Consider the following 26,737-nt stretch of genomic DNA (forward strand, 5'->3'; position numbering starts at 1 on the left):
TAGAAAAAAATAAAAACGAATTCATCGAAGAAATTAATTATGGCAATTGTTCGCTATAACCATTGGACAGAAACAAACTCTTTTCAACGTCAATTAAATCGTATATTTGATGATACTTCAACCCCTGCTACTTTTGCCGAGTTGGCTAACTTTTCTAAAGCTCCTGCTGCTGAACTTACAGAAACAGAATCAGCATTAATTCTCAAGTTAGAAGTTCCGCGAATGCAGCCTGGAGACATTGATATCAAAGCAACAGCCAAAAGCATTTCCATCCAAGGCGATCGCCAGCCTGAAGTTCAATCAGAATCAGCAGATAAAACTCGTTCTAAGTTCCACTATGATAGTTTTCCAAGAGTAATTTTTCTACCTGTGCCAATTCAAAATACTGAAGTCAAAGCTGAATACAAAGATGGTATTCTTCACCTAACACTACCTAAAGCTGAGGATGAGAAAAACAGGGTTATTAAAGTTAATTTGTTAGATTCAGCACATAGCTAACTGAGTTACTAAGTAGAGTCTAATAAGTTCTACAATTCCATTTAGAAAACGCTAGCCAGTCTAGTTTTTACTAAGCTGGTTTTCTTTAACTTATTTTAAGCTGATGTATTGTTGTATTTAATTGGATGTATAAATTAAATACGTCATTAGATAGACGAAGAAGATCGAAATAACGGATATTCTAATTCCAACAAGTAAAAACAATAAATAAATTTTTAGGAGCAAACACATGGGTATTATAGCTTGGTTAGTTTTAGGATTAATTGCAGGTGGATTAGCAAAATTAATCTATCCTGGACATCAGGGTGGCGGCATTTTTGCTACACTCGGCTTGGGAATTTTAGGTGCATTAGTTGGAGGCTACCTTGGATCAATGCTACTAGGTAGTGGCTCAGGAGCAGGAGCAGCCTCTGTAGGAGCTTTAACAATTCCTGGTGTTATCTTCGCTGTGTTGGGCGCAATGCTACTTATCTTTATTTGGGGTCTGATTACCCGTCGTGCTGCCTAGTATCAGCGCACCAACTGATTAAGTAGTTTGGTATATTCCTTCGTAGTCATCATTTATATAGTCATTATTTTGGGGACGTTAATTTAACGTCTCCATTTTTTGGCGATAAATTTCTTATGCGATCTCCAAACTGGAGTTTGAGCAATGCTTATTGTTTGAGCCTTGTTATTGATTGGTTGAGTAATAGGTAGTGGGTAGTAGATAGCGGGTCATCATTACCCATTACCTAAATTAAGATCTACTGAGCGCAATTGTTGACCGAGAAGTATTGGGAGTTTAAAGATGTCTTTCTCAATTTGGCAACAGCCAGAGATTATTCGCTGGAGTCAAATTTTGACCAGAAATTTCAAGCAATTGCTAAACAAAGACTTGGTTGCGTCTGCAAATACACCAGAGCAATTAGCTCAAACGTTGTTTGATGCACCTTTTGTTGTAGTTTCTCATGGAACTCAAGCAGATCCTATTTTAAATTACGGCAATCAGATGGCTTTGCAACTATGGTCAATAAGTTGGGATGAATTTGTTACAACCCCTTCTCGTCTTACAGCCGAACCTGTCAATCGATCTGTCAGGGCGCAAATGCTAGAGCAAGCAGCAAAGCAGGGATATATTGATAATTATCAGGGAATACGTATTTCTCGTACTGGTCAAAGATTTCTAATCGAACAGGCGATAATCTGGAATTTAACTGACGAATTTGGCAAAAAGTGTGGGCAAGCAGCCACTTTTTCTGATTGGAAACTGCTAGGGTGACTACTGATTACCAATCAAGAGTAGGGATTAGCAGGTAAATTAAAAACATCCAAAATTTTGTTAACTGTTGGGTATTTTAGGTAGATAGATGTGTGAAAATTACAGTAATCATAAATATTAAGTTAACAAAATAAACTATACTGCGATCGCTCATGAATGAGAATCTACCTGTAATATATATTTCCGCTTTACTTGCCATACTTGTTCTCGCTGCTATTTATATTTTGCGCGAAGTAATTAGAACTCGTAAGCAAGAAACCACTTTCTCTCGTCTACAAAGCAAACTTAAAAACGAAAAAGGCACTGCTGAAGAATATTACGAACTAGGTAGTCTTTATTTAGATAAAAAACTGTTTGTTCAATCTCTTAACCTGCTCAAAAAAGCGTTAAAAGTAGATAAAGAACTACCATCAGAAAATCAAGCTTTAATTCACAATGCCATGGGCTATGCTTACTTTGCTCAAGAACAATACGACATTGCTATCAGAGAATATAAAGAGGCACTAAAGCTATATCCAGAATATGTGATTGCTCTAAACAATTTGGGCAATGTCTATGAGAAAAAGCAGATGATCGTTAAAGCGGTAGAAACTTATAGAGAAGCTACCAAATACAATCCTGAAAACGATACTGCTAAGCAACGCCTCAAGTCTCTTGAAAAACGCCTAGTTCCTTCCAAATCAAAATAGCTTTGTATTATTTAGCAGTCAACATTTAACATTTATCCTCCTTCAAGGACATAGTAAATGTAGGGTGGGCAAAACTTAAGTTTATAATTTGAACTTGTTTGGATAATACTTTTGCCCACCCAAAGTTGAATACTACTCTTTAAGTAGCCAAAATCCTGCAAAGGATTCAGAATCAGGAGATGATTGAACAGCCAAAAAGTGAACCCCAGCAGCTTTTTGTTTGGCTTTTTCAAAATCTTCTGCTTGTTTGACAGTTTCTTTGTTGGTTAGATTAACTAGCGTCCAACTATCGCTTAATCCAGTTTCTAAGCGTAACTGGGGGCGCATATCTTTTTCTAAGTTTAAATAACCCATTTCTAAACCAGACATCCAGGCAGCTAAGGGTGTAGCACGGAGAGAATAGATAATTAAGCCAGGAATAATAGTATCTGAGGCTATATTAAGCAGAGAAAGAGCAAAGGATTCTTGAAAAGCAATATCCCATTCTTTCATGTTATCAAAGTCCGTTGCGCTGAGGCTCACAAAAATCCATTTGTCTCCGCGATCTCCCTTTACAGCATCGGGTAAAGAAATAGCATTTAGGGGCGGGTACTGCACGGAAGGAGCATTGGCAGTATTGAGATCGAATCCTGATTCTTGGGGATAGACATTTTTGATGCGTTCTTCCAGCCATTTGTTAAGAGCATAGGTGCGACGGCTAGGGACGGGATTTATGCCCACATCGTTGCAGGCTTTAACAATCATATTATTCATCTGACGGCGAAAAAAGCGAATTTTTCTAGGGGTAGTTTCGGCAAGGGCGATCGCTTTTTCAATAGCTTCTTTCAACCACAATGAGTTAACCGTTTTGCTCGAACAGTATTGAGCATATTTAAATAGAGTATCAGGCGATCGCGCAATATCGTCAGAACTTTCACAGATTAGCAATTCCCAAAGCTTTTTTCCCTCTTCGTCTAATATTGGACGTGAATAAAAATCTAATTCCCAAACTGTATTGCCCATACTCACCAATAACAATTAATTTTTAAATATATAATTAAACTCAGTTATTAGTTTACAGATATATCTGTCATGACGGTAATTAAAAAACCTCAGAAACCAGAATTTCTAAGGCTGTAATCAAAAAACCAAATTTTAATAAATATCTCAGAGATAGTTTTACATTCGATATCCCTACACTACAGACAACTTCATGCTAATGTCGGTAAACAAAATGTACATACCATCGTCTAGAGAATCTAGATTATACCCGTGCCTTTACCGCCAGGTGTATTGATATCTTTTAATTCTTCAGCACGTTCAGCTTTTTCAGCTTCTTGCTTTTCTCGTAAATCGCCTGGTTCTTCAATATACATTTCAGGCTCAACAGCATAATTATTAGCTAAACCTTCTCTGTCTACTGTTTGACCATCAGTTGCATCTAAATCCCCTTCACCTTGAGAAGTATCTTTAAAGTCTTCTCCCTCTCTTTCCATTCTGGCTGCTGTTTCGGCGGAGGTAATACCACGGTCATAGTTAGCGTCGTTGGGCGTTTTGTTTTCCATGTCGTGTTTCTCTTAAATTTTGTTATTATAGTACATTGGAAGTACCAAAGATTTTGCGACGATTACTTATCAACTTTAGGAACAATATCAGGACGCTCTTTATCTTCCCAGCCAGCAGGACGTTTGGAATTGTACCAAGCAATAGAACCAATGCTCACCGCAGCAATAAAGCCTACAACTAATGCTCCTGTTGCTAAATAAGGAAAGTGAGGTCCGGCGTCGGCAATCTGTAGTAAAAGATTCATAAACTAGTTTTCCCTGTTATTTTTTATTTTAATTAACTATTAACTTTATATCACCAATCTTATCTACTGCATCTTTCTTTTTATAGATATAAGAAGAAAGATGCAAATCCTGCTGATGATAGATCTTTCTTTCTTACTTAACTAATCCTGCCCGTAAAGCTCTAACCGCTGCTTGAGTGCGGTCATCGGCACACAGTTTATTAAGGATATGACATACATGAGTTTTAACTGTGCCTACGGTAATATATAGCTTGGCTGATATCTCTGCGTTGCTACAGCCAGCTACAATTAATTCTAATACTTCTAATTCTCTGTCCGTGAGAGGATAGGTTTCAATTAGCTGCTGATATTCTTCGGCTATAGCAGTAATAGCCTGAGTATCCTCTTCAGCTTGAGGAATATTTTCAGCCACAGCTACACTAGTACTTTTAGTAGATTGAGCTTGCTTAAGCACAATACGAGCGATCGCTGGATCGATCCAGGCATTTCCTTCGTGGGTGGTGCGAATTGCCTCGACCAGATTGTCCATGCTGACATCTTTGAGGCTATAGGAATCAGCCCCAGCAGCGAAAGCAGCCATAACTGAATCTTCGCTATCGTGCATCGTCAGCATCAAGATTTTAGTATTAAAGTCAGAGTTTTCTGCTTGATGTTGCTTTAGTTTTTGAGCTACCTCAATGCCGTCAATGTCAGGTAAGCCTATATCTACTAGAGCAACATCAGGTTGATGAGTCGTCACCTTTTTAAAGCCGTCTTCGCCATTAGCAGCATTATTAATAATTTCTATATCTGAATATTGCTTAAGGGCTGCACATAAACCGATTCGGCTTAAGTCATGATCTTCAATTAAGACGACACTAATCTTGCTCATTCTTGTTTAATAAAAAATATTTTTTTACCTATACCTTTTAGACTATGCAATATTTCAATATTGATAACATCTTTCTTTAGAAGTATATCTTTTGAGGGCAGTTGTAGCTTATACATCATCCATGATTTTGTCCGAACTATTAATTAAAAACCCTAAACATTAAAAACTTTTGACCTCTGTACGGCGGCGAACAACTGTTCGCCCCTAACGGACTTCATTCGTTAATCTATAACCTTTAATAGACACTAGCTATGAGCAGGAGCAGTATTATAAATGATTATAAAGAATATTAATATAAGAAGTTTTTATAGTTTAGTAAGTTTGACTTTTGAAAAAGTATAAATCTGATCTTAATCAAGTCAGCTTCAAGTGACTGTAAGTTTAATAATTGATCCAAAGCAAAAATAGGTATGGAAAGCAAAATGATCAACATCTTATTGGTGGAGGACGACGAGGTTGATGTGATGAATGTCAAACGCGCATTCAAAAAATATAAGATAACTAACCCCTTGTACGTTGCAGGAAATGGCTTAGAGGGTTTAAAAATGTTGCGATCGCCAGATGGTCAGCCGACCGTACCAGATAATCGAAGATTGATTTTACTAGACCTAAATATGCCGAAGATGAACGGTCTAGAATTTTTACAAGAACTTAGAAATGACGAAGAGTTAAAACGCACTCCTGTAATCGTTTTAACTACCTCTGACGAAGACAGAGATAGAATTGAGGCTTACAACTTAAATGTTGCTGGTTATATTCTCAAGCCAGTTACTTTTATAATTTTTGCTGAGGTGATGGTTGCCCTCAATAAATACTGGACTTTATGCGAGATGCCATAGCTGCACAAGAATAGTGAATGATAAGTGATGAGTGAAGAACAATTTTCTATACTGTTGGTTGACGATGACAAAGTCGATCGCCTAGCAGTCAGACGAGCTTTAAGCAAAGCTGGTTTGATGGCGAATTTAACCGAAGCTAAGAATGGCGCAGATGCAATGTCTGAGCTAAAGGTTAGGCAAAATTTTGGCGGTGTTGACCAAGTTAATTGCTCTGACTCAGCTTCCAATTATCTTGGACATATTTTTGATTTGGTACTGCTCGATTATCGTTTGCCAGATATTGATGGTTTACATTTACTTTCTCAGATCAAAGCTTTTAATCTATATTTGCCTGTCATAGTTTTAACGGGACAAGGAGATGAAGAAATTGCCGTCGAGATCATGAAGGCAGGAGCAGCAGATTACTTATCAAAAGCCAAAATTGAACCAAAAGGTTTAGCTAAGGCAATAAACAGTGCTGTTCGGATTCATAAAGCAGAACTGGCAGTGGAATTGATAAATAAACGTCTGCGTATTAGCAATGAATTATTGATATTCAAAAATCAAGAATTAGAAAGACAGCAAGAACAAATTAAGCTCCAGAATGTCCAGCTACAAGAATCCTACAAACTCAAGTCCGAGTTTTTGGCAACCATGTCCCACGAATTGCGGACTCCCATGAACGCTATTATGGGCTTTTCTCAGCTTTTATTGCGCCAATACGGCGATCCTCTATCTGAGCAACAACAAAACCTTATTCAGCGCATTTTCAGCAACAGTAAAAATTTGTTAGATATGATCAATGAAATGCTCGACTTTTCTAAGATAGAGGCAGGCAGATTAGAAATTAGACCCCAAAGATTCAATCTAGGCAATTTAATTAATTTAACTATTGAAGAGCTACGTTCTTTAGCTGTCCAAAAACAGCTTGATTTAACAGCAGAGGTAAAGTTAAAAGATTCCTATATTGTTCAGGATGCTAATTTCATTAAAAGAATCATCGTTAATCTGGTTTCTAATGCCATAAAATTTACTGATATAGGAACAGTAAAAATTAAGGTTTGGGAAATAGATCCAGACAAAATTGCGATCGCCATTACGGATACGGGAATCGGCATCGCTCCAGTAGATAGAGATAAGATATTTCAGGCCTTTCGCCAGTTAGATCAAGGCTTCACCCGCCAACATTCTGGAACAGGCTTGGGTTTGGCTATTACCAAGTCTTTAGTAACTATGATGGGGGGCAAAATTAACCTAGAGAGCCAACTTGATGAGGGTTCGACTTTTACTATAGAAATACCTCGCAAGTATGATGCCTAAATCTCAGAGTGTTAGTTAGATTAAGTGGTATTTATGTATAATATTTTACTAAGCAATGTCTGTTACACAGCCCACAAAAAGCAACTATATTTTAGCCGTAGATGATATTCCTGATAATCTTTTATTGATTCAGCTTTCCCTAGAACAAGAAGGTCATCGAGTTGTTGTGGCTAATAACGGCAAAACAGCTTTAAAACAGATTAAAAAAGCTCCTCCCAGTTTAATTTTATTAGACGTGATGATGCCTGGGATGGACGGTTATGAAGTCACACGACGCATTCGCGAAGACCGCAATATTCCCTTTATTCCCATACTGTTGGTTACAGCTAGAGAGGAATCTAGCCTAGTTGAAGGATTGGATGCAGGTGCAGATGAATTCGTGCGCAAACCTTTTCAACTAGATGAGTTACAGGCTAGGGTGCGCTCTATGCTCAGGCTGAAAGAAACAATAGACCAAAGAGAAAACTTTGTATCTTGTCTGACTCACGATCTTAGAACACCACTGGTAGCTGCTAACCGAATGCTAGATTTAATTCAGCAGCAGGCATTTGGTGAGGTTAACAATGAGCAGAAAGAAGCGATCGCCAGTATCCTCAGCAGCAATCAAAATATGCTACAAATGCTCAATACCCTATTAGAGACTCATCAATATGAATTGGGGCAAAAAACTCTAAGCTTTATCCCTGTAAATCTTCAGCAGCTAATAGTCGAAGTAGTAACTGAACTTCAGCCATTAGCAATTGAAAAAGGAATAGAGTTAAAGCAAAATATAGCTTCAGAAGTGCCAGAAATTAAGGGCGATCGTCTTGAACTGCGCCGAGTTTTTACCAATTTGATTGGCAACGCCATTAAGTTTACCGACAAGGGTGCAGTAAAAGTATCTTTAGATCACAATAAGTCTCAGGTATTAGTTACGGTTAAAGATACGGGAATTGGTATATCCCCACAGGATCAAAAGGCTGTTTTCCAACGCTACCATCAAGGCAACCATAGACGATCTGGCAAAGGCTTAGGACTCTATCTGTGTCAGCAAATTATTAATGCCCATCAAGGACAAATTACGGTGACATCCGAAGTCGGTAAAGGTGCTACTTTTTCTTTTTGGTTTCCCAAACAATTATCCTGATGATTGATAATTGATCATTGTTTATTGATAATTGATAACATTTCTCGATCTTGTTTTAGCCGCTCAATCTGTTGGCGATCGCCTTCAATTGTTTTTTTGACCTCGGCTAGTTTTTCGTTAGCAGTTTTGGCGATCGCCTCAATTTGCTGTTGATAATATCTATTTTCTTCATCCACCGAAGCAATGAGATCCCGCGTAATTTTGTCTGCTGATAAGCGGATTAATATCTGGTATTTGTTATCTAATGTCCGCTTTAATTCTTTACTTTGCTGTTTTAGTTTATTTGTTTTGGCATCTTGTCCTGTAAACAGATTTATAAACTGGAAAATTATAATTATAAAGCCAATAAATAGACCTTCACCTGATAGAAACTTAGTAACTAGATAAATCATTAAGCCTATGCTAGCAACCATCAAAAATCTGAACCATTTACCTTGACTAAAGTGATAGTCAAAAGTTAACTTGCTTCCTGCTTCTAAGATTGGTAAGTAAGCCAAGTTGGCTAACTCAAATTTAGGTGCGGTAACTACTTTGGGTTTGATCGTCACATCGGCTAAGTGAACTATAGATTCAAGCTCTACTGCTATTTGCGATCGCAATTGTTTTAAGCCTCCATTAGCATAAGTGTTATTGCAGCTATACCATTCTTGCTCTAAATAATTTTGAAATTCGCACTGATATAAATCGGCTATATACAAGCAAAGCTGTGACTCAATATTATTGTTTTTAACTATCGGTAATAAATAGGTGTTTTTTTCTTCTTTGATTATTTTAATTTCTGATTTATAAATAATTTCTTGGGTTGACCAAATCAAATTGTCTTGGACAAAAGGATTGATTAAAATAGCTTTTTTGTGATTTATTTCTTGCTTGATTATTTGTAAACTGTGCTGTTGCTTTTTATTTATCTTAGGAATTAGCTGATTAATTTGTTGCTGAGATTCAACTCCTTCTGCTTGGCAATATAGTTCTTGTAGTGTTTTTATTTTCTGCCATTTCTGTTGATTAGCAACTTTAATACTTCTATTAATAGTTGTGATTAGCTTTTGAGATAATCTTGTTTCTAATTTAACTAAAGCTAAAGTTAATAACTGCCCCAAATTATGCTGATATTGCTCAATACAAGCAGAATCTGTAACTACCAAAAAATTGTCTAAAAGAAAAATGATTTCTGAAGGAAATGTATATGCCTGCTGTTTAAGCCAATTGTTTATATCTGCTTGACTATCATCAATTATAACTATCACCATGCCAATGTTTTTGGCAAGTGATTTCTGGATTAACCTTTGTTTTTTAGCTGAGATTTTTTCATGGCGATCGCATACCAGGAAAATAAATTCGCAACCATGTACGATATGCTGAATTTTTACATCTGGGGGAATTATTTGTAGCTGATATTGCTGCTTGAGATTTGGATCTTGTTCGCTAATGTCTTTTAGCTGCTTCGATAAAGACGTGTTGCAACTAACTAATTTTATTTTTGGCTTGCTGTGAGCTAATCGATCGATAAGAGCATCTATTTCGGTAATTAAATCTAGGTAAACCGCTTTTTGCTCGACTTTTGTAGCTAAATATTCCTTTACCTTAATTAATTTTGGTAATAAGCTGGGTTCAATAGACTGCATAAAATTGCCACAGGCGCCATCGCCTGAATACTTCTAATCATTTCCTGCCTATACTAGCTAAAATAATTGTTTTCTACTGGAATTATCGAGCAAAATGTTTAAATAGAAAAAGATCTAACTGCTTCTTTGTCTAAATTTAAATAGATATAATCTTCATCCATACGAGCGATCGCCGACATGGGTAAGGTTAATTCTTTTTTGTGCCATAAATGCCCCTCTTCTAGTACCAAATGAGTAATGTGCTGATCCTGGGGATCGAGCAAAAATTCTTCTACCCGCCCAATATGTCCGTCGGTGGCTTCTACTGATGCACCTCTGTGTATCGCTATCTCCCCAGCAGGAATTATTTCCTCTTCTACTGGCATAGAGAATATATCTGTACTCATATCTCCACTCATAGTTGGATCGGACCACATCAAATAAGAAGTGCGATCGGCGATCGCTTTGTCGCTAAAGTCTTCTAATGCTTCATACTTATACGTAACAGGATTGAGAAACCGCATTTCAGTAAAAGGAGGCATAGCAGCCAATTCCTCTTTAGTACAGCTTAAGGCAATAGATTCGGGGGTAGTTCTCACAACTCGGTCAATCGATACCAAATATTTATGAGACTCTAAGAAATTAGAAACTTTGACTACAAAGTGAGTTACTTTTTGACTATTGCGCTCGATAATTACATGAGTTGATTTACCGCATTCACCATCAACACAGACAACTTTTGCATCTAAAGAAATTTCTTTCATTTTCCTTACCCAACTTTTAATGCCTGAATGTATTGTGGCACAATTAATAACTGACTTACGCAGAATAACGAAAAGTCAGTAGTTTTAATGAAGCTCAAAAAATAGATGTGTCGTTTCTTTGGCAATTTTGTCATTTAATAATTTCTTCCTATTTTGATAACAAAATTATTGGCTTCCATACTGATCAACAAGACTGGTTGATTTAGATTGTCCGTTGCTTACCAAAAAGTTAAATCAGGAAACAATATGGCATCTATAGAATATAGCCCTGGTCCAAATACCGCAATTAGCATCATGATTAAAACGTAAATAAAGGCTTTTTCCCAGCTTGGTCCTTCAGCTTTGCCATGTGGTCCTTTATAATCGTCGGCAGGAGTTAAATAAGGATCTTGAGCAATAAAAGGTTCACCCCCCATAATTTCTAGTATCATAGCAAATGCCATCGAGCCTAAAATACCGATGCTAGCTAATAGAGTTAGAAAACCAGCAATTAAGCAAAATCCGCCAAAAAACATGGTCGCTGCACCAATAACACAGAGCCAAATCGGCATATTATTAAGTGACTTAGACCACTGCTTTAGGTGAGTCAGCTTGGGATATGCGTGACGCACGAAGATAATGCCCATGCAAACCCGAAAAATTAATAAAATTATGCTTTTAAATACTCCTGGGAAACTATCACTAGGATAGATTAAAGCAAATGAACTTGTAGCCGATAGGGCAGGAATTTTTAGTAAGATGCCGCTAGTTATCAAAAAAGCAACTACAGCAACTGCAATATAAATAAATTTGCTTATAAATTTGCTCATTATTTTCCAATTTTTAATATTCAATGTATTTGTAAGCCTCTTGTATTGGTGTCGATCGCATATAAGAGAAGTTTTAGCCGTAATAAACAGGCGATTTTTCTCTTTACCGCCGAAAGTAAGATTAGTGCATACTTCTGGCACGAAGATTTTACCCAAGCGAGTACCATCGGGGGCATATACCTGTACGCTATCGGCAGAACTGGTAAAAATATTGCCATGCACATCTACGCGAAATCCATCAGGTTCGCCTGGTTCTATAGTTGCAAACACGCGACCCTCTTCTACATAGCGATTTTCCCTCACTTCATAAACGCGGATATTGTGAAGCTGCTGGGGATGTTCGGCAGCAGAAGTATCGGAAACATATAGCAGACTTTCATCGGGGCTAAAAGCAATTCCGTTGGGTTTTTCCATTTCTTTAATTACTGCATCTATTTCCCCCGTCGCAGGATCGAAACGATAGACAAAATCTCCAGCTTGTTCTTGTTCGCCCCCGTACCCTTGGTCTTCGTGAGTGATCCCGAAAGTTGGGTCGGTAAACCAGATCGTCCCATCGCTTTTTACTACTAAGTCATTGGGACTATTAAAACGTAGACCCCAAGCGCGATCTATTAAAACTCGCCACTCACCATCTGCTTCGCGTCGGATAATTGCCCGTTGACCCTGAGAACAGGCGACAAGACGACCTTCGAGGTCGCGATAATTGCCACTTTGATAGTGGGATGGCTGACGAATCACTTGATCGCCATCAGTCGGACTCCAACGCAACAGGCGGTTATCGTGGGCATCACTCCAAATTACGCTGTCATCCTCAGAAAAATAAACAGGTCCTTCTCCATGAACCGTTCCACCTGTAAGCTTTTGCAGAGTAGCATCTTGACGCAACAGAGGTTTTAAGCGATCGTCATAAATTTCAATACCTTCAGGCATAATAAGTCAACCTTATTAGCAATAGTTTTCTAGATTCAAGCAAAGTCACCAGGTTGTGCAGCTAGCCATTTCTCATCTTTTAGCTGCACTACCATTAGTACTGCTGGCTCATCACCTACAGTACCCGATAAATGACCTTTATGTCCTTTTTCATTGGGTTTGGTTTTTTGGTCGCCACCAAAAGAAACCTCCCCAGCACCCATTTCTACACGAGTGCCATCTGTTGTCTCGACAAACCATTTACCAGACAAAGGCACGATCCACTGGGGCTTAGGGTTTTCATGCCACTGACCCACCCAGCCAACTGGCTGGACGGTAAATAAAATCTCTGCATCACTAGAAAGCAGATGATCATTCCACTGGGGATCGGCACCGCCACCCATACTTTCTTTGGCAAAGTTGGTCAATTCACATTGAGTTTGGTGACTTATACCATCTTCGTCTGTCCATACGTGCCAGTATTTTACTTTTGGCTTGCTCATGTTTTTTTAGCTTTTTTATGATAAATCAAATAAGAACGCGAGGTTATAGTGCTTGACTTATGAAGGCATTAATTGCTGAAGTTTCTCTGGTTCTTCTCCCAGCCAATCAGGATTTTGGGCAGTGCTGTCAAAAATTGAAGAGGTTTTAAATGGCTCAAATTCTCCTTTCGCTCCTGCCTGTGCTGTTTTATCTAATAACGATTGTACCTGTTGTTCGTCCATTGGCTCAAAGCTACTTACGGCTTCAAATGCTTGGTCGAGAATTTCGAGACTATCAATTCCAGTGATTACGACCGAGGTGGGTAAATTGAGAGCATAATGCAGACATTCGATGGGAGTAGCAGTATTGGAGCGTAAAAGTATACCGTTTGCCATAGTTTTCATCGCCAAAATGCCGATATTTTGTTTAACTAATTCTGGAACAACTAACTTAGCAAAGCTACGGTAATGAGCATCCATTACATTTAAAGGCATTTGAACTGTATCAAACTGAAAGTCGTTTTCGGCTGCCACTTCGAGCATATGTAGATGAATTTGGGGATCTTTATGTCCCGTAAAGCCGATATATCGCAGCTTGCCAGCTTCTTTTGCTTCGATAAAAGCTGCATGAGCGCCCTGTTCGTCAAATACTCGATGTGGGTCTTCGTAGCGGATAATCTCGTGATACTGGATGAGATCGATGCAATCTACTTGATGACGCTGTAAAGATTCGTCTATCTGTTTTGCCGCTTCTTTTTTCGAGCGACCATCAATTTTGGTCATCAAAAACGCTTTTTCTCGATAGCCATCGCGAAGAGCTTTGCCCATGCGTTTCTCACTGACTCCATCATTGTAATCCCAACTATTATCCATAAAAGTGATACCGCGATCAATCGCTGTACGAACAATTCGGATACCTAGCTGCTCATCGACGTTTGGCAAGCCGATATGCCAACCGCCCAGTCCTATGGCTGAAACCTTTTCTCCTGTATTACCAAGCTCTCGATATAGCATTTGTGATTGACTATTAGCTGACATTTTTTTCCTTTCAATTTATTTTTGTACTTGAACTTTATTAATCTGAGTTGGATATGTTTAAGAGTAATTTAGACAGTGATTAACATCATTGCGTGTCCATTAGGATCTTTGACGATGCAAGCTTGAGAATAAGGATAGGAGTTGGGAAACTGGATGATTTTAGGCGAGATAATTTCGACTCCGTTTTCTCGCAGGGTATTTACTGCTAAATCGATATCCTTAACTACAAGCTGTACTTGCATAGATGCAATATCGTAACTTTGCCAATCATCGGCAAACGGACGACCAGTTCCAGGGACGATATAGTCGAGTAATTCTATTCCCAAACCTTTTTTTTTTGGTCGCGTTCCTGTCACTCGCACTTTGGCTTCTGCTAAGCCATCAAGATGAGCCTGAATTTCGCCAGAGTTGATATTGCTTTCTTCTACCTCCATCCCTAAAAGATCTCGATAAAATTTGAGACTCTGTTCGGTATCGGCTACAGCGATCGCACTATGATCAATGCCTAAAAATAATTCTTCCGTGTTTTGCTGCCACTTATCTTTACTAAGCTCAGGTGGAAACCAAATTATTTCTAAATCGTGACCGTCTGGGTCTTTAAACTTAAAGGCACGTATGCCATTCGGAAGAGTTTGTAGTCCGCTAGAAATTGGCTCGATCTCAAAAGATTTTACATGGTCGTAAGCGCGATCTATATCGCTAACAACGATCGCCAGATGTTGAAACCACAGATCATTACTCTGGGAATCAGTTGGAATGGGTTTTCCCTCGATGTCAAGATACTCGATAAGCTCGATCACTTCATCCCCAAGCTGCAATGTAACAAGCCGAATTTTAGTCGCTTTTATTCCTTCCAATTCGCTGTAGTAACTTTCTTCGAGCGTAATATCTGAAACTAATTTAAATGAAAACGCTTCAGTATAAAACTTGAGCGATCGCTCTGCATCGCTTACTGTTGAACCAATAGCTCGAACTTTTTGTACTTGAACGTCATCAGTCTGTGTTGAAATAGTCATCTTCGTAAACCTTTAAACCAAAGCCAAATCCCTGCTCCTGCCATAATTAATAAGGCAAGAGCATTATAAAATGGATAAAAAGAACTCAAGTCAATTATCCCAAACTTACCAGTATGGATATCCATTAACCATCCATACTGGTCGTCTTTTCCTGCTAAATCCGCTATGTGGAAAAGCCCACCTGTTATTGGAGTCAGGATTAGAGGAATAATTACAAAGGGAGCAAGGCTATATTTGATCTTTTTTAGACGACTGGCACGCATTTTTTTAGTGACGATAATTTGCTTTAAACTATTATCACTCTTAAGCTGATAACTGTCCGCCAGTTACGTCGTAAAGTGCGCCTGTCACAAAGCTACTGTCAGAACTACCTAAGAAAACATAAGCAGGAGCTAGTTCTTCTGGTTGAGCAGTACGCTTGATAATACCGTCACTATCGTAGTTATCTACTTGCTTTGCCGTCATCGTCGCGGGAATATTAGGAGTCCAAACGGGCCCTGGTACGACGGAATTAACTCGAATACCGCGATCGCCTAAATTCAATGCCAAAGATTTGGTGAAAGTATGGACTGCACCTTTGGAAGTGGCATAATCAACTAGAAAGTTTTTACCCATTTTGCCGACAATGCTACCAGTATTGATAATCACATCACCTTCTTCTAAATGAGGCAATGCAGCCTTGACCATATAAAAATAGCCAAATACATTGGTTTCCATCGTGCGACGAAACTGTTCTAAGGTAATATCTTCAAACTTCTTCTGCACCATTTGGTAAGCAGCGTTGTTAATTAAGATATTTAACTTACCAAAACGCTCTACTACCTGGGCGATCGCCGACTCACAATCTTCATAGTTGCGAACGTCGCCTTTGATTATCAGGCAGTCTTTATTACCAATATCTTTGACCATTTTTTTAGTCTCTTCCGCATCGCCATCATTTACGTTGTAGAAGATAGCTACTTCCGCTCCTTCCATGGCATAGGCGATCGCCACAGCGCGACCAATACCAGAGTCTGCACCAGTAATAAATGCCACTTTTCCTTTGAGTTTTCCTGCTGGGGAGTAGTTAGACAGATCGCTATCTGGCTGTGGAGTCATATCCGCTTGAGAGGCTGGATAATCTAACTGCTGTGGTGGAATATCATCGGGAGTTGGACGACGTTCTTTGGTTACCATTTTTGTCTCCGTTTATAACTAAATATTGGCGATTAAATTTTGGTCGCTTTTAGGCATTCTGGCAAATTATGTAGCTGATAACACCCGTTTTTGAGCAGCGCAACTTTTCTCTACGCTATTAGTTACTATTTTTATTTCTTATTCAACTGATGATCGTCTGCCAAAAGTCAGAGAATTTATTTTTTATTTGTTATTTTTTATCAATATCAGGTTTTCATAACAATAATGAGCGGAATTTTGTTTTTTCTCTTAATTGCTAGTTAAAAGAAAAAACAAAATGAACCGCAAAATAATTATCGAATTTTTATTAAACAAATAATCTTCAATTGCCTCTTGTGCCATGGCGAAAATTTTTAATTACACCGTTAACTCCAGCCCTAAAGGATTGTGCCACTAAAGATACTTTGCTTTACCTCACTCGTAAACATACCATAAGGAAAAACCAGATCGGGCGCACTGCTCTGTTTTAGTGTCTGGATTTGGTCTGGGGCAAAGCGGATTGACAACGAAGATAAGTTATCATGCAGGTGTTCGAGCTTGCTAGCACCCAGGATAGGCGCGGTGATGCTAGGCTGTGCCGAGACCCAAGCCAGGGCGACTTGCGCCAGCGGGCGATCGATCTCAGTGGCAACCGTTCGCAGGGCATCGAGTATGCGCCAATTGCGATCGGTGAACTTAGTAAACTTTCCCTCGAAGGGATTACTATTGCTGAGTCGTCCCTGTCCGTTAGTGTTCTCAAGACTATACTTACCAGTGAGGAATCCACCTGCAAGCGGACTCCACGCGCAAATGCCAAGACCACATTCGCGGGCGGCGGGGATATGTTCGTTTTCAATATTGCGCTCGACAAGAGAATATTCAACCTGCAAGGCAATAGGTGCAGGAACATTAAAGGCAGTGGCAAGCCCAACAGCTTTAGCAGCATACCAGGCTGGTACATCTGAAAAACCGAAGTAGCGAATTTTGCCAGCGCGTACCAAATCGCCGAGTGACTGTAGTACTTCCTCAACAGGTGTCACCATATCCCAAGCGTGCATCCAGTAAAGATCAATATAGTCAGTTTTAAGACGACGTAGCGACCCTTCAATTGCCCGATACATATTCTTTCGTCCGTTGCCCCCCGCATTTGGATTGCCCGATTTGCCACCATGAAAGGTGAACTTTGTCGCAAGTACCAGATCGTCGCGTAGGCTGCTATGGTTGATATAGCTGCCGATTAATTCTTCACTGCGACCCTGTGCATATATATCAGCGGTGTCGATAAAATTCCCACCCGCCTCGACATAGGCGTGAAAAATAGACTGGGAAATTTCATCAGACGCTCCCCATCGTTGCGTGCCGAAGGTCATAGTACCGAGAGCCATAGGACTGACGATCAGTCCAGAGTGACCAAGGGTGCGAAAATTAGTAAGGTTCATAAGATTTTATTCTAAATAAAACAGCAAAGTTAATCGAGATATTTTGTTGACGTAAACTACACTAGTTCGATGACGATTTTGCTAAAAAGATCTGATGAGGACTGGGCTTGAAAAGCATTTTTAGCATCCTCAAAATCAAATTTGCGATCTATCGGTGGCTTAATTTTATGTGTTTCAATTTCTTGGGATAAAGCTTTATACATTTCGGCACTGCCAACAGAACTACCACGAATGGTAATGCCTTTACTCATTAGCGGGTTAACGTCTGGGGGACTATCGCCATTTGTCATCAGTCCAATGAGGGCGACTTCGCCACCGTAGCCAGCAGCAGCCAGAGACTGATTTAGTGTACCTGTTCCGCCAACATCAACTACTTTATCGACCCCCCCCGTCCGCTCGAACACCGCACTGCCCCAATTCAAATTGTCTTGATAGTTGATGGCATCACTAGCACCAAGCTCAATTAATCGCTGCATTTTAGTATTTTGACTCGATGTGGCAATTACTTCAGCACCTGCGGCCTGGGCAAAAAGTAGAGCGAATAGTGAAACCCCGCCACTGCCTAAAACTAGAACTTTGCTGTTGGTTTGAATAGGATGGTCGCCGTAAAGAGCATTCCAGGCTGTAAGTGCAGCGCAGGGAAGCGTAGCTGCTTCAGCATAATCCAAACTTGCGGGTGCGGGTACGATACGGTCAGCGGGTAAGACGACATATTCAGCCAACATACCGTCTTCGTTGAGCGAACCTAAACCCATGCCGAATCCTGCTTTAACTGGCTCTTTTAGCCAGGGTAATAGTAATCCAGTGACGCGATCGCCCACAACCCAATTATCGACCCCAGACCCAACCGCATCAATTTCACCTGACCCATCGGAAACTGGGACGAGATCGCGATCGCTTAGCCGACCGAATGGCCCTTTAATCACTAGCTGGTCTCGGGAATTAAGCGAAACTGCGTGAATCCGAATCCGAACTTCGCCCACGCCTGGCTCTGGCATTGACACATCCTCAAGTACTAACCCCTCAAGATCGGTAGCACCCGCTTTCAAAATCCAACGTTTCATAGTCATTTTCCTGCTTTATATCCGAATAGCCTAACTATAGAGCGAATGTTATTCTATGACTAGATAGTATAATCAATATAGACTTGTGAGAAATATGCAACAATGAGGCGTGACGAACTAACCGATTTATCTGCATTCGTGATGGTTGCCGACGAGATGAGTTTTACAAAAGCTGCGTCAAAACTGGGAATGTCTCCATCCGCCTTAAGCCATGCTATGAGGTCGCTTGAAGACAGACTGGGAGTACGATTGTTGGCGCGAACGACCCGAAAAGTATCTACAACAGAGGCAGGTGAAAGACTATTGACAACCTTACGACCTGCACTTAGGGATATCAATGCTGGACTAACCGACCTGGGCAAGTTACGGGACAAACCTGCTGGAAACTTACGTATTACCACATCTAAACACGCAGCAATTTCTGTTATCTGTCCAGTATTGCCTGATTTTATCGATGCTTATCCAGATATTCGAGTCGAGATTACAATTGACGAAAGCCTGAGCGACATTGTTGCCAGCCGTTACGATGCTGGAATTCGGTTAAGAGAAAAGGTTGCCAAAGACATGATTGCAGTGCGAGTCGGCTCAGATGTGCGAACGGCAGTTGTTGGATCTCCAGCCTATTTTGCGACCCACCCCAAACCAAAAACACCCCAAGACCTGGTTGAGCATTGCTGCATCAACTATCGATTTATGACCTCTGGAGGGCTTTATCACTGGGATTTTGAGAAAGATGGCAGAGCTTTTCAAGTTAGAGTTGATGGATCTCTTGTTTTCAACGACAGCGATCTAATTCTAACGGCTACCTTGGCGGGGCAAGGCATTGGATATCTTTACGAGGATCAGATTGCCGAACTGGTCGTCGAGGGTCGGCTAATCCAGATTTTGACAGACTGGTATCCGACCGCTTCTAGCTACTACCTTTATCATCCTAATCAACGTCAGACCCCAACCGCACTCGCCGCGCTAATTGATGCTTTGCAAGTTAAATCAACATAGACAATAAACAGAAGTCTATTGGTTCATGTCTCAATTAGGCAACGCCTGCAATTTTTAACAAATTTGAGCAAGAAAAAAGAAGAAACCCTTTGGCATTTTGTTTTCTTCTAGAGCGATTCTAATAGCTGGCAAGGACGTAACTATCAAGTTGTAGTAAAAAGCGATTGATTTTTCTGAACAGTTTTTTAGGAGCGACCCCCGCGCATGGTTCGACATCGAAAAGCCACGCGGACTTGGGAATACGCAATTGGTATTTTTTCAAAACTCGGACAATCAAACTCTGCTTTTCATTGAGATAATAACATTAAGGTAATAACATTTCCAACTTCAATACCAGTGCCAGAGGTAAACCGATGACTCGAAAACAATCTCTTTCTTTTGCAGATAGACTGACTCAGGGTGCGCCACTTGCAGTTTTACTGTTATTATCTCTCCTCATCCTCTATCAACTTCGTTCAGTTTTAGAGCTTATTGCGATCGCCATTTTATTATCGCTAATTTTTCAAACGCTACTGCATCAGCTAGAAAAGTTGGTAAAAAAGCCTTGGTTAGCAGTTCTAATTCTATCCGTTGGCATCCTTGGTTTAACCGTAATGTTCCCCCTGGTTATTGTTCCTAGTCTTTTAGATCAAATGGGAAAACTATCTTCACAATTACCACAATACATAAGTAATTTAACTTCAGAGTCTCGCAATCTCCACGAGCAATATCAACTTGTTCTTGATCTCTCTCAGGAAATTAGTAAATTAAATAATTTTATCGATGGTGTTATCGGGTCATTACCTCAGATGCTGGCACAAGCTTTTGGGATTACCATTGAGGTTTTTGCTACATAGGTTAGCAATTCTCGAAACAGATGGCGCAATGACTGTAGAGCATTATCCCTCCTCTTCTGAAGATAATCGGCACAGAGAATTTAGCGATGCCTTCAGGCCGCGCTTCGCAATCGCCTAAATGAAATTGAAGAGCTATTATCTCAAGTCAACAAACAACTAAGCTGATCTAGCGATTCTCGGTTTAGTGAGGTAATAGGTGATCAGGATTTTAAGCTTTTTGAGTAAGTTAAAATTTGTACTTCATAAGTCTGAAAACTGCTATCTCAATCAATTCATTGCTTTTCAATATCACTGACACAATAATGCAATATCAGAGCTTTAGGATGAATAATTAGCGAGAAAAACCAAATAAATTGCCCGAAAAAATACGTAGCCTAAATGAGTTGTTTTTAAATATAAAACTTTAGCTTTTCAAAGCGATCGCGCCAATAGCAGCATAATTCCACGGCTTTTTACAAGATTAAACAACTGAAAACACATATTAGTCAAAAAAACATTGACATATTAAGAATTTGAGATTTGTAAGACAACAATGTAATTTTTTGGCATTTTATTAATAACCGAAACAAGGCAAAAATAACTTTATCTTAATAGCCATTTTAACGATCATTAAAAATGATTTTATCGAAAATTCAAGTTGCTCAATTAGATGTATATGAGTTCACCTTTTTGATAATTAATAGCATTTAAATGCAGTTGATCTGCGCTTTGTAAATTAAAAAAACTAGAATAAATAAGCGTACTCAAATAATACATCAATAGTATACAGAGGTTTGATTTGACAGATTGCGAGATCTCTATCTTAAGATGGTGTAGTCAAAAAAATTAGCGAATTAGTATTAGTTTATGAGTTAATTTAAAGCAGCGAAATTTTAAAGTTAGGAAAGGGTATATATATAGTTTGTAAAACTTACCCTAAATACACATCAAATAATCGCTTTATAGGAGGCGTAAACCAATGTTTTTCCACAAAAAAGAAACCATTCACAATGTCGAGATCAAAGAAGCAAATCCCCGCTTTGCTCAACTATTACTAGAGCAATTTGGTGGTGCAACTGGAGAACTATCTGCTGCCTTGCAATATTGGGTGCAATCTTTCCATGTTGAAGATCCAGCAATTAAAGATATGCTCCAAGACATTGCTATTGAAGAGTTCGGTCATTTAGAAATGGTTGGTAAAATGATCGAAATGCACACTAAAAATGTAGACCAAACCGATGCATATAAAAGTACGTTGTTTGCCGTGCGAGGAATGGGACCTCATTTCCTCGATAGTCAAGGTAGTGCTTGGACAGCAGCTTATTTAAATGAAGGCGGTGATGTCGTGCGCGATCTACGTGCCAATATTGGTGCAGAAGCTGGAGCGCGTCAAACTTATGAATCGTTGATTAAAATAGCGCCAGATGAAGGTACAAAAAAAACTCTAGTACATTTGTTGACTCGCGAAATTTCTCATACGCAGATGTTCATGAATGCATTAAAAGATTTGGGCAAGCTTGATGATCCCTTCTTTGGTAACGTTCAGCCCGATGAAACAGTAGATTTGTATTATAATTTATCTACTTCTACTCCAGCAGAAGGCTCAAACATAGAAGTAGACCAACGCGGTCCCTGGAATCAAGAGCCAGATTTTAGATACGTCGCTCACCCCCAACCAAATCATTCTTCGGCAGCCAATTGAGGATATATGCTCAATTAAAAATCGCTCGAAACTGATTTAGCCATAGCCAAGAAATTAATTTCTTGGCTATGGCTTTTAAATTACAGCAGTTTTCATGCTTGATAGACTTAGTTTAAATTACTACTGTCCACTCACGAGCCAACACTCGCGCGTTCCTTTGCTGCTTGCAAAGCAGCAGGGTCGCTCGCCTTTTTGTGTACTGGCTTTTCTGAATTGTAGTGCTGTAGAGCATTTTTGAATCTCTTTTAAGATCAAATTTTTATTTAAAAAGCTAATAGCGGTGCAACGCGGTTTTGGTGTCCTAATCTAAATAATGGCAACGGCTATAGTCCCGAAGAGGATACAGACTGGGCAGGCCTCTGTATCCTCTAACAATTTAGAACGTTGTGTTAGTACTTCCTTGACAAGTTGATGTAGGCGTTATCAAGAATTGTCGGCATTCATATTGTTCATCAGGTATTTGCTGTAGCTAGTGCCATTTTCAAGTGCCTTAGATAATTGCGTATGCATCTCCTGCACGGGTAAAGACTGCTCGATGAAAGCTTGCATATCTGGATCTTGAGCAGATGTAGCTTGACTTTGCAAATCCTTTACGTCACTAGCGTTAGCTTGCATTGACTCGCTGATATACTGTCGATCAAATTCGCTTCCTTGAAGCTGCATAAGCTGCTCTAACTTAGATTGGTTTTGACTATCTAACTGGACGGGTACGATTATGCCTTTGCGACGAGCGAGTTCCATTAGCTGCGTATTATACTCTGCGTGGTCATTCATTAATCGTAAACCGTACTGTGCAATCTTAGGATCTTGAGCTTTCTGGACAGCTAATTGAGCGGAAGAAAACTCATAAAGACTATCTTGAGCAGATTTGGTCAAAAAATCTTTTTCGCTGTTGCTTAAAGAAGATGTGCTAGTGTTGCCAAGCTGCTCGCTCGAAGGCATTTGCGCTATCTGTTCGGAGATGGTCTGCTGCATTGGCTGCGTTTTGACAGGGGCTTGCTGTGCTAAAACTGTTCCAGCTAAAGTTACTGAAAGTATCGCTACTGCTGCTATTGCAGTAAATTTAAGTCTAATCATGGGAAATTCTCCTTTTTTTTATTGTTTCAAAAGCTGCTTGGCTTTTGACTTGTCCCTGTCTGCTATCGAGTTATCTAAATATTGGTATACTGATTTCGATAATATTCAGGCTAGAAGCTGTGGATATTTTTAGGCGTTGCTGATTCAACAGAGCAGACAGCGCCTTGTGAAGGGCGTGTTGCCCGAACCTGGATCGGGCATTTATACCGCTGGGTCTTCGTCTTGTAAGAGTATTCTTGCAAAAAACGCGACGTGCTTTGTATCGCTATTGGCTTTTAAGCAATCTGTATTTATGAATAGATAAGTAAGATCGGATTTAAGCATTACACATTGAGCAACGCCTATTTTTATTATGGCTAAAGTGTTTCAAAATTGCGTCGGTTTGCCAAAGTAAATTTGAAGTTAGTTTTGGCGATCGCAATCTTAAGGCGTTTGATCTTCTGTATCAGCTTGAGCGGTGGGATATGCTCCTGCTTTAACTGCTACATTCATCTGTTGTCCATTGCGTTTTAAATCAAGCTGGAGATTTTTACCCACTTTGCTGCTTTCCACTGCTTGCTGTAAGGCATCAGCATCTTTAACTGCTTGTCCGTTGACTTTTCCGATGACATCCCCAGCCCTCAAGCCAGCTTTAGCCGCAGGAGAGTCTGGTACTACTTTCATAACCAAAACCCCGCTATTATCATAAACACTCAAACCACTATTGGGATTAGAGTTTATTTCTTGTTTAACTTCTGGGGTTAGAGTAACCATTTGGATACCCAAGAAAGGATGTTCTACCTTTCCAGAAGCAATCAACTGGTCGGAAATTCCTTTAGCAGTATCGATGGGAATGGCAAAACCAAGTCCTTGGGCTCCTTGAATAATAGCGGTATTAATGCCAACCACTTCGCCATTTTGGTTTAGCAAAGGACCACCAGAATTGCCAGGATTGATCGCAGCATCAGTTTGAATAAAATTGACTCGTTTATCGGGAATACCTACTTGTCCTGAAGAGCGACCTGTGGCACTGATAATACCTTCGGTGACGGTGTTATCTAATCCTAAAGGATTACCAATGGCGATCGCCGTTTCTCCTGGCTGTAGAGTCTTACTGTCACCAATTTTTACTACAGGTAGATTTTTGGCATCAACTTTTACTACTGCTACATCGGTAACGGGATCTTTGCCCATTACCTTCCCAGGAAAAGTACGACCATCTTTTAAAGTGACGCTGACTTTTTCTGACCCATCGACAACATGAGCATTAGTCAAAATCGTGCCGTCTTTATTGATGATAAAACCAGACCCTAATCCCCTCTCAACTTCTTTATTGGGCATTTGGGGCATTTGCGAACCAAAAAAGTTACGGAAAAAGGGGTCGTTAAACATTTGGGCATTAGGATTGTTGACCGTACGAGTAGAATCAATTCGCACTACAGCCGGTCCTACTTGTTGGGCGATCCTCGCAACCGGATTGTATACTGAACCTTCTGCTGGCGAGGGAGTAGTAACCTGGCTATTAGCTTGGGTAGCTGGATTAGATTCCGCAGCTGCGGTAGTCCCTAAAACTGGACTATTGTGAGCAAATAAATAGTCTCCCCCCACACCGAGTCCTGCACCCAACAAAACTAAAGCCAAAGCAGCAACAGATTTTTGAGGTATACGGCGACGATGAGATGAAGAACCAATAACTACATTACTATTAGAATCATATTTAGGATAGGTTGGCATAATTTTAAGCTTGAATTTATTTGTATATTAATATTTTTAAAATTTCCGTTTGTCTTTTGTGTGTCAAAAAGATAACAGTTTGACGACGCTCAAATAATACTTTTGTTGATTGATGTCCAAAATACCTTCACGACAATGACAAGGCTTTGACACATTTTGGTCATAAACTCTTCCTACATTGAAGTTGTGACAATTTATAGATAAATTTAATTGCCCTTAAAGCAGTTGAACAATAACTAAGATGGATACTTCAACTTATCAACACACACCCATTTTTGTTAATCATCAAATTCCTCAACCTGCTGTAAATGAACGCGCAAGACGCTCAAGCGCAAGGCAGAGAATTGACCTTCAGACCTTGAATGGTAATTATCAACAAGGTTCTCAGTTAGATCGGCATTTAGAATTAGCCACAAAAAACGTGCAGTTGAGCGATCGCGAAATAGTTATAGCCACTGAGCCAGAGGTTATAGTAATTATGGGTTATGCAGAATTTAGCGATTGCGAAGCGAGGCCTGAAGGCATCGCTTAAAAACCTATGATAATAGCTAAAATACAACTAGACTAATTTTAATTTACTTGTGTCTATCAGCCAGAGTGCGATCGCCTGAAGGCATCGTTTAAACAAAAAGATTCTGACAATAGAATTAAAGCCTGAAAAATAGTTACTTTCGCCTACTTACTTAGCGACTACTGACTTGGCAATTGAAACATCAATATTGCCAAAATAAATGCTAAAAGCAATGAGAAGATGTTCTAAAGTTTTAAATAACCAAGGTATTTCTTGAATAGCATTTAACTGGTAATAGCTAGCAATCAAGGCAATTCTTTTCTCTAAATCAGATTTTGATTCGGGACAGATTAAGACTATTTTAATTAAAATCATCATCATCTGAGCAGTGCCTAAATTAATAATATCGACGTTTCTTCCTTGAATCAATAAGTTTTTAAATTCCTGAATTACTTCAGGGGAAGATTTTGCGATCGCACACTGCAATAAGTATTCATAGACAATATTACTTGTTTGATTAACTGGTTGAGCCGAATTATTTATATTTTTAATTACAGATAGAAAAGAAATATATAAACTCTTGCCACATCTTAACCTTAGATAATCTGAATTAGAGAAAAGTCTGCTTGACCAAAATAAACGCTAAAGGCTACCTGTAAGTTTTCTAGGGATTTAACCAGCCATGAAGCCCGATCTTCGGCTACTGTTTCGTAATGGGAAAAGAGAATTGAAAATCTTTGCTCTAAATAAGGTTTGACTTTGCTGCATAGCAAGACTAACTTTAATAACAAACCAATGGTTTTAACTTCTCCTAAATAGGCAACTAACTCTAGATAACGTTGATGATCCAAATTGCCTTTGCTATCAACTACCAAGCATTTGAACAATTAGTAGTAAGTCCGCATGGTTATAAATTCATTTAACTCACGATTATTAAAATCCGTCAAAGTATTTTGTAAATAATCACTTAGTCTGTCAATAGAAGTTTGAAGACAGAAGTATGAAGGCGCGAAGTTTCAAGTTTGGAAGAGGCTTGTACCTCTACCAAACCTCTTCCGTCGTGAACGACGGGGCTTGCAACTATAGTGGAACAAAGGACTTGTCCGCATGTAGGAGGAAGTAGCTGTTTTACTTCATACTTCATACCTCACACTTCATACACAGGGCTATCGCCCAGATCGTCCGTCCTTCGGACGACTTCGATGCTTCGCATCGTGTAGGGCGAAGCCCTGGTCAAGATTTTACTTGATAGCTGTTAGTATATACAC

The 26,737-nt window shown here is 39.5% G+C and carries 29 protein-coding genes; 11 read left to right on the plus strand and 18 right to left on the minus strand.

What is annotated here, in order from left to right; translation table 11 throughout:
- Positions 1 to 39: 39 nt before the first annotated feature.
- The 4 genes from SLP02_RS05485 to SLP02_RS05500 all read left to right on the plus strand — a co-directional run bounded on the left by SLP02_RS05485 (position 40) and on the right by SLP02_RS05500 (position 2,448).
- On the plus strand, positions 40 to 498 hold the full coding sequence (locus SLP02_RS05485) for an Hsp20/alpha crystallin family protein (protein ID WP_319419643.1): 459 nt from the start codon (positions 40 to 42) through the stop codon (positions 496 to 498).
- A 229-nt stretch (positions 499 to 727) separates the two neighbouring features.
- Positions 728 to 1,006, plus strand: a complete 279-nt coding sequence (locus SLP02_RS05490; RefSeq protein WP_319419644.1) for a GlsB/YeaQ/YmgE family stress response membrane protein — start codon at positions 728 to 730, stop codon at positions 1,004 to 1,006.
- Positions 1,007 to 1,288: 282 nt separating this feature from the next.
- A complete protein-coding gene (locus SLP02_RS05495) occupies positions 1,289 to 1,759 on the plus strand; it encodes an MEKHLA domain-containing protein (RefSeq protein ID WP_319419645.1) in 471 nt (156 codons plus the stop codon).
- Between the two features lie 152 nt (positions 1,760 to 1,911).
- A complete protein-coding gene (locus SLP02_RS05500) occupies positions 1,912 to 2,448 on the plus strand; it encodes a tetratricopeptide repeat protein (protein WP_319419646.1) in 537 nt (178 codons plus the stop codon).
- A 132-nt stretch (positions 2,449 to 2,580) separates the two neighbouring features.
- Here the strand turns inward: SLP02_RS05500 and SLP02_RS05505 are convergent, their stop codons facing one another.
- From SLP02_RS05505 to SLP02_RS05520, 4 genes are all read right to left on the minus strand, one after another.
- On the minus strand, positions 2,581 to 3,450 hold the full coding sequence (locus SLP02_RS05505; RefSeq protein WP_319419647.1) for a Tab2/Atab2 family RNA-binding protein: 870 nt from the start codon (positions 3,448 to 3,450) through the stop codon (positions 2,581 to 2,583).
- Between the two features lie 236 nt (positions 3,451 to 3,686).
- A complete protein-coding gene (locus SLP02_RS05510; protein ID WP_319419648.1) occupies positions 3,687 to 3,992 on the minus strand; it encodes a hypothetical protein in 306 nt (101 codons plus the stop codon).
- A gap of 62 nt (positions 3,993 to 4,054) precedes the next feature.
- Positions 4,055 to 4,237, minus strand: a complete 183-nt coding sequence (gene psb35, locus SLP02_RS05515; RefSeq protein WP_319419649.1) for a photosystem II assembly protein Psb35 — start codon at positions 4,235 to 4,237, stop codon at positions 4,055 to 4,057.
- Positions 4,238 to 4,370: 133 nt separating this feature from the next.
- Positions 4,371 to 5,108, minus strand: coding sequence for a response regulator transcription factor (locus SLP02_RS05520; protein ID WP_319419650.1), 738 nt, complete (start codon positions 5,106 to 5,108; stop codon positions 4,371 to 4,373).
- Positions 5,109 to 5,518: 410 nt separating this feature from the next.
- Between SLP02_RS05520 and SLP02_RS05525 the strand changes: the two genes are divergently transcribed.
- From SLP02_RS05525 to SLP02_RS05535, 3 genes are read left to right on the plus strand one after another with little or no spacing between them, the layout of a single operon-like run.
- A complete protein-coding gene (locus tag SLP02_RS05525; protein ID WP_319419651.1) occupies positions 5,519 to 5,947 on the plus strand; it encodes a response regulator in 429 nt (142 codons plus the stop codon).
- Between the two features lie 27 nt (positions 5,948 to 5,974).
- Positions 5,975 to 7,246 carry an ATP-binding response regulator gene (locus tag SLP02_RS05530; RefSeq protein ID WP_319419652.1) on the plus strand — a complete coding sequence of 424 codons (1,272 nt, stop codon included), beginning with the start codon at positions 5,975 to 5,977 and terminating at the stop codon, positions 7,244 to 7,246.
- A 55-nt stretch (positions 7,247 to 7,301) separates the two neighbouring features.
- A complete protein-coding gene (locus SLP02_RS05535) occupies positions 7,302 to 8,372 on the plus strand; it encodes an ATP-binding response regulator (protein ID WP_319419653.1) in 1,071 nt (356 codons plus the stop codon).
- A 14-nt stretch (positions 8,373 to 8,386) separates the two neighbouring features.
- Here SLP02_RS05535 and SLP02_RS05540 read toward each other — a convergent pair whose 3' ends face one another.
- From SLP02_RS05540 to SLP02_RS05585, 10 genes are all read right to left on the minus strand, one after another.
- A complete protein-coding gene (locus SLP02_RS05540; RefSeq protein ID WP_319419654.1) occupies positions 8,387 to 9,997 on the minus strand; it encodes a hypothetical protein in 1,611 nt (536 codons plus the stop codon).
- Between the two features lie 98 nt (positions 9,998 to 10,095).
- The gene (locus SLP02_RS05545; protein WP_319419655.1) at positions 10,096 to 10,740 is read right to left on the minus strand and encodes a PRC-barrel domain-containing protein; all 645 of its coding nucleotides are present in this window, start codon (positions 10,738 to 10,740) and stop codon (positions 10,096 to 10,098) included.
- A gap of 218 nt (positions 10,741 to 10,958) precedes the next feature.
- Positions 10,959 to 12,479, minus strand: a complete 1,521-nt coding sequence (locus SLP02_RS05550; protein ID WP_319419656.1) for an SMP-30/gluconolactonase/LRE family protein — start codon at positions 12,477 to 12,479, stop codon at positions 10,959 to 10,961.
- Positions 12,480 to 12,514: 35 nt separating this feature from the next.
- The gene (locus tag SLP02_RS05555; protein WP_319419657.1) at positions 12,515 to 12,961 is read right to left on the minus strand and encodes a cupin domain-containing protein; all 447 of its coding nucleotides are present in this window, start codon (positions 12,959 to 12,961) and stop codon (positions 12,515 to 12,517) included.
- Positions 12,962 to 13,018: 57 nt separating this feature from the next.
- Positions 13,019 to 13,978 carry an aldo/keto reductase gene (locus SLP02_RS05560; protein WP_319419658.1) on the minus strand — a complete coding sequence of 320 codons (960 nt, stop codon included), beginning with the start codon at positions 13,976 to 13,978 and terminating at the stop codon, positions 13,019 to 13,021.
- 68 nt (positions 13,979 to 14,046) lie between these two features.
- Positions 14,047 to 14,994 (minus strand): VOC family protein, encoded by a 948-nt coding sequence (locus tag SLP02_RS05565; RefSeq protein ID WP_319419659.1) that lies wholly within the window; start codon positions 14,992 to 14,994, stop codon positions 14,047 to 14,049.
- On the minus strand, positions 14,991 to 15,257 hold the full coding sequence (locus tag SLP02_RS05570) for a PepSY domain-containing protein (RefSeq protein WP_319419660.1): 267 nt from the start codon (positions 15,255 to 15,257) through the stop codon (positions 14,991 to 14,993). Before SLP02_RS05570 ends, SLP02_RS05565 begins: the two co-directional genes overlap by 4 nt.
- A 40-nt stretch (positions 15,258 to 15,297) precedes the next feature.
- Entirely contained in the window at positions 15,298 to 16,170 is an 873-nt protein-coding gene (locus tag SLP02_RS05575) for an SDR family oxidoreductase (protein WP_319419661.1), read from the minus strand.
- Between the two features lie 377 nt (positions 16,171 to 16,547).
- Positions 16,548 to 17,588: an aldo/keto reductase gene (locus SLP02_RS05580; RefSeq protein ID WP_319419662.1), complete on the minus strand. Its 1,041-nt coding sequence runs from the start codon at positions 17,586 to 17,588 to the stop codon at positions 16,548 to 16,550.
- A gap of 56 nt (positions 17,589 to 17,644) precedes the next feature.
- On the minus strand, positions 17,645 to 18,652 hold the full coding sequence (locus SLP02_RS05585; protein ID WP_319419663.1) for a zinc-dependent alcohol dehydrogenase family protein: 1,008 nt from the start codon (positions 18,650 to 18,652) through the stop codon (positions 17,645 to 17,647).
- Positions 18,653 to 18,754: 102 nt separating this feature from the next.
- Between SLP02_RS05585 and SLP02_RS05590 the strand changes: the two genes are divergently transcribed.
- The 3 genes from SLP02_RS05590 to SLP02_RS05600 all read left to right on the plus strand — a co-directional run bounded on the left by SLP02_RS05590 (position 18,755) and on the right by SLP02_RS05600 (position 22,168).
- A complete protein-coding gene (locus SLP02_RS05590) occupies positions 18,755 to 19,651 on the plus strand; it encodes a LysR family transcriptional regulator (protein ID WP_319419664.1) in 897 nt (298 codons plus the stop codon).
- A 353-nt stretch (positions 19,652 to 20,004) separates the two neighbouring features.
- On the plus strand, positions 20,005 to 20,487 hold the full coding sequence (locus SLP02_RS05595; RefSeq protein WP_319419665.1) for an AI-2E family transporter: 483 nt from the start codon (positions 20,005 to 20,007) through the stop codon (positions 20,485 to 20,487).
- Between the two features lie 958 nt (positions 20,488 to 21,445).
- Positions 21,446 to 22,168, plus strand: coding sequence for a manganese catalase family protein (locus SLP02_RS05600; protein ID WP_319419666.1), 723 nt, complete (start codon positions 21,446 to 21,448; stop codon positions 22,166 to 22,168).
- A 423-nt stretch (positions 22,169 to 22,591) separates the two neighbouring features.
- Here SLP02_RS05600 and SLP02_RS05605 read toward each other — a convergent pair whose 3' ends face one another.
- Both SLP02_RS05605 and SLP02_RS05610 read right to left on the minus strand, forming a co-directional pair.
- On the minus strand, positions 22,592 to 23,245 hold the full coding sequence (locus SLP02_RS05605; protein ID WP_319419667.1) for a DUF4142 domain-containing protein: 654 nt from the start codon (positions 23,243 to 23,245) through the stop codon (positions 22,592 to 22,594).
- Positions 23,246 to 23,668: 423 nt separating this feature from the next.
- Positions 23,669 to 24,958, minus strand: coding sequence for an HhoA/HhoB/HtrA family serine endopeptidase (locus tag SLP02_RS05610; protein ID WP_319419668.1), 1,290 nt, complete (start codon positions 24,956 to 24,958; stop codon positions 23,669 to 23,671).
- A gap of 241 nt (positions 24,959 to 25,199) precedes the next feature.
- On the opposite strand from SLP02_RS05610, the gene SLP02_RS05615 reads away from it, so the two are divergent.
- Positions 25,200 to 25,490 (plus strand): hypothetical protein, encoded by a 291-nt coding sequence (locus SLP02_RS05615; RefSeq protein ID WP_319419669.1) that lies wholly within the window; start codon positions 25,200 to 25,202, stop codon positions 25,488 to 25,490.
- A gap of 147 nt (positions 25,491 to 25,637) precedes the next feature.
- On the opposite strand, the gene SLP02_RS05620 is transcribed toward SLP02_RS05615, so the two are convergent.
- Together SLP02_RS05620 and SLP02_RS05625 are read right to left on the minus strand one after the other, a co-directional pair.
- On the minus strand, positions 25,638 to 25,955 hold the full coding sequence (locus tag SLP02_RS05620; RefSeq protein ID WP_319419670.1) for a hypothetical protein: 318 nt from the start codon (positions 25,953 to 25,955) through the stop codon (positions 25,638 to 25,640).
- Positions 25,956 to 26,065: 110 nt separating this feature from the next.
- Positions 26,066 to 26,320: a hypothetical protein gene (locus SLP02_RS05625; protein WP_319419671.1), complete on the minus strand. Its 255-nt coding sequence runs from the start codon at positions 26,318 to 26,320 to the stop codon at positions 26,066 to 26,068.
- Positions 26,321 to 26,737: the final 417 nt, after the last annotated feature.

Origin of the sequence: Pleurocapsa sp. FMAR1, from assembly GCF_963665995.1 — a bacterium.
Lineage (GTDB): Bacteria > Cyanobacteriota > Cyanobacteriia > Cyanobacteriales > Xenococcaceae > Waterburya.

Coding starts and splice junctions, on each gene's coding strand:
- SLP02_RS05485 (WP_319419643.1), top strand. CDS start 40: ATGGCAATTGTTCGCTATAACCATTGGACAGAAACAAACTCTTTTCAA.
- SLP02_RS05490 (WP_319419644.1), top strand. CDS start 728: ATGGGTATTATAGCTTGGTTAGTTTTAGGATTAATTGCAGGTGGATTA.
- SLP02_RS05495 (WP_319419645.1), top strand. CDS start 1,289: ATGTCTTTCTCAATTTGGCAACAGCCAGAGATTATTCGCTGGAGTCAA.
- SLP02_RS05500 (WP_319419646.1), top strand. CDS start 1,912: ATGAATGAGAATCTACCTGTAATATATATTTCCGCTTTACTTGCCATA.
- SLP02_RS05505 (WP_319419647.1), bottom strand. CDS start 3,450: ATGGGCAATACAGTTTGGGAATTAGATTTTTATTCACGTCCAATATTA.
- SLP02_RS05510 (WP_319419648.1), bottom strand. CDS start 3,992: ATGGAAAACAAAACGCCCAACGACGCTAACTATGACCGTGGTATTACC.
- psb35 (WP_319419649.1), bottom strand. CDS start 4,237: ATGAATCTTTTACTACAGATTGCCGACGCCGGACCTCACTTTCCTTAT.
- SLP02_RS05520 (WP_319419650.1), bottom strand. CDS start 5,108: ATGAGCAAGATTAGTGTCGTCTTAATTGAAGATCATGACTTAAGCCGA.
- SLP02_RS05525 (WP_319419651.1), top strand. CDS start 5,519: ATGGAAAGCAAAATGATCAACATCTTATTGGTGGAGGACGACGAGGTT.
- SLP02_RS05530 (WP_319419652.1), top strand. CDS start 5,975: ATGAGTGAAGAACAATTTTCTATACTGTTGGTTGACGATGACAAAGTC.
- SLP02_RS05535 (WP_319419653.1), top strand. CDS start 7,302: ATGTCTGTTACACAGCCCACAAAAAGCAACTATATTTTAGCCGTAGAT.
- SLP02_RS05540 (WP_319419654.1), bottom strand. CDS start 9,997: ATGCAGTCTATTGAACCCAGCTTATTACCAAAATTAATTAAGGTAAAG.
- SLP02_RS05545 (WP_319419655.1), bottom strand. CDS start 10,740: ATGAAAGAAATTTCTTTAGATGCAAAAGTTGTCTGTGTTGATGGTGAA.
- SLP02_RS05550 (WP_319419656.1), bottom strand. CDS start 12,479: ATGCCTGAAGGTATTGAAATTTATGACGATCGCTTAAAACCTCTGTTG.
- SLP02_RS05555 (WP_319419657.1), bottom strand. CDS start 12,961: ATGAGCAAGCCAAAAGTAAAATACTGGCACGTATGGACAGACGAAGAT.
- SLP02_RS05560 (WP_319419658.1), bottom strand. CDS start 13,978: ATGTCAGCTAATAGTCAATCACAAATGCTATATCGAGAGCTTGGTAAT.
- SLP02_RS05565 (WP_319419659.1), bottom strand. CDS start 14,994: ATGACTATTTCAACACAGACTGATGACGTTCAAGTACAAAAAGTTCGA.
- SLP02_RS05570 (WP_319419660.1), bottom strand. CDS start 15,257: ATGCGTGCCAGTCGTCTAAAAAAGATCAAATATAGCCTTGCTCCCTTT.
- SLP02_RS05575 (WP_319419661.1), bottom strand. CDS start 16,170: ATGGTAACCAAAGAACGTCGTCCAACTCCCGATGATATTCCACCACAG.
- SLP02_RS05580 (WP_319419662.1), bottom strand. CDS start 17,588: ATGAACCTTACTAATTTTCGCACCCTTGGTCACTCTGGACTGATCGTC.
- SLP02_RS05585 (WP_319419663.1), bottom strand. CDS start 18,652: ATGAAACGTTGGATTTTGAAAGCGGGTGCTACCGATCTTGAGGGGTTA.
- SLP02_RS05590 (WP_319419664.1), top strand. CDS start 18,755: ATGAGGCGTGACGAACTAACCGATTTATCTGCATTCGTGATGGTTGCC.
- SLP02_RS05595 (WP_319419665.1), top strand. CDS start 20,005: ATGACTCGAAAACAATCTCTTTCTTTTGCAGATAGACTGACTCAGGGT.
- SLP02_RS05600 (WP_319419666.1), top strand. CDS start 21,446: ATGTTTTTCCACAAAAAAGAAACCATTCACAATGTCGAGATCAAAGAA.
- SLP02_RS05605 (WP_319419667.1), bottom strand. CDS start 23,245: ATGATTAGACTTAAATTTACTGCAATAGCAGCAGTAGCGATACTTTCA.
- SLP02_RS05610 (WP_319419668.1), bottom strand. CDS start 24,958: ATGCCAACCTATCCTAAATATGATTCTAATAGTAATGTAGTTATTGGT.
- SLP02_RS05615 (WP_319419669.1), top strand. CDS start 25,200: ATGGATACTTCAACTTATCAACACACACCCATTTTTGTTAATCATCAA.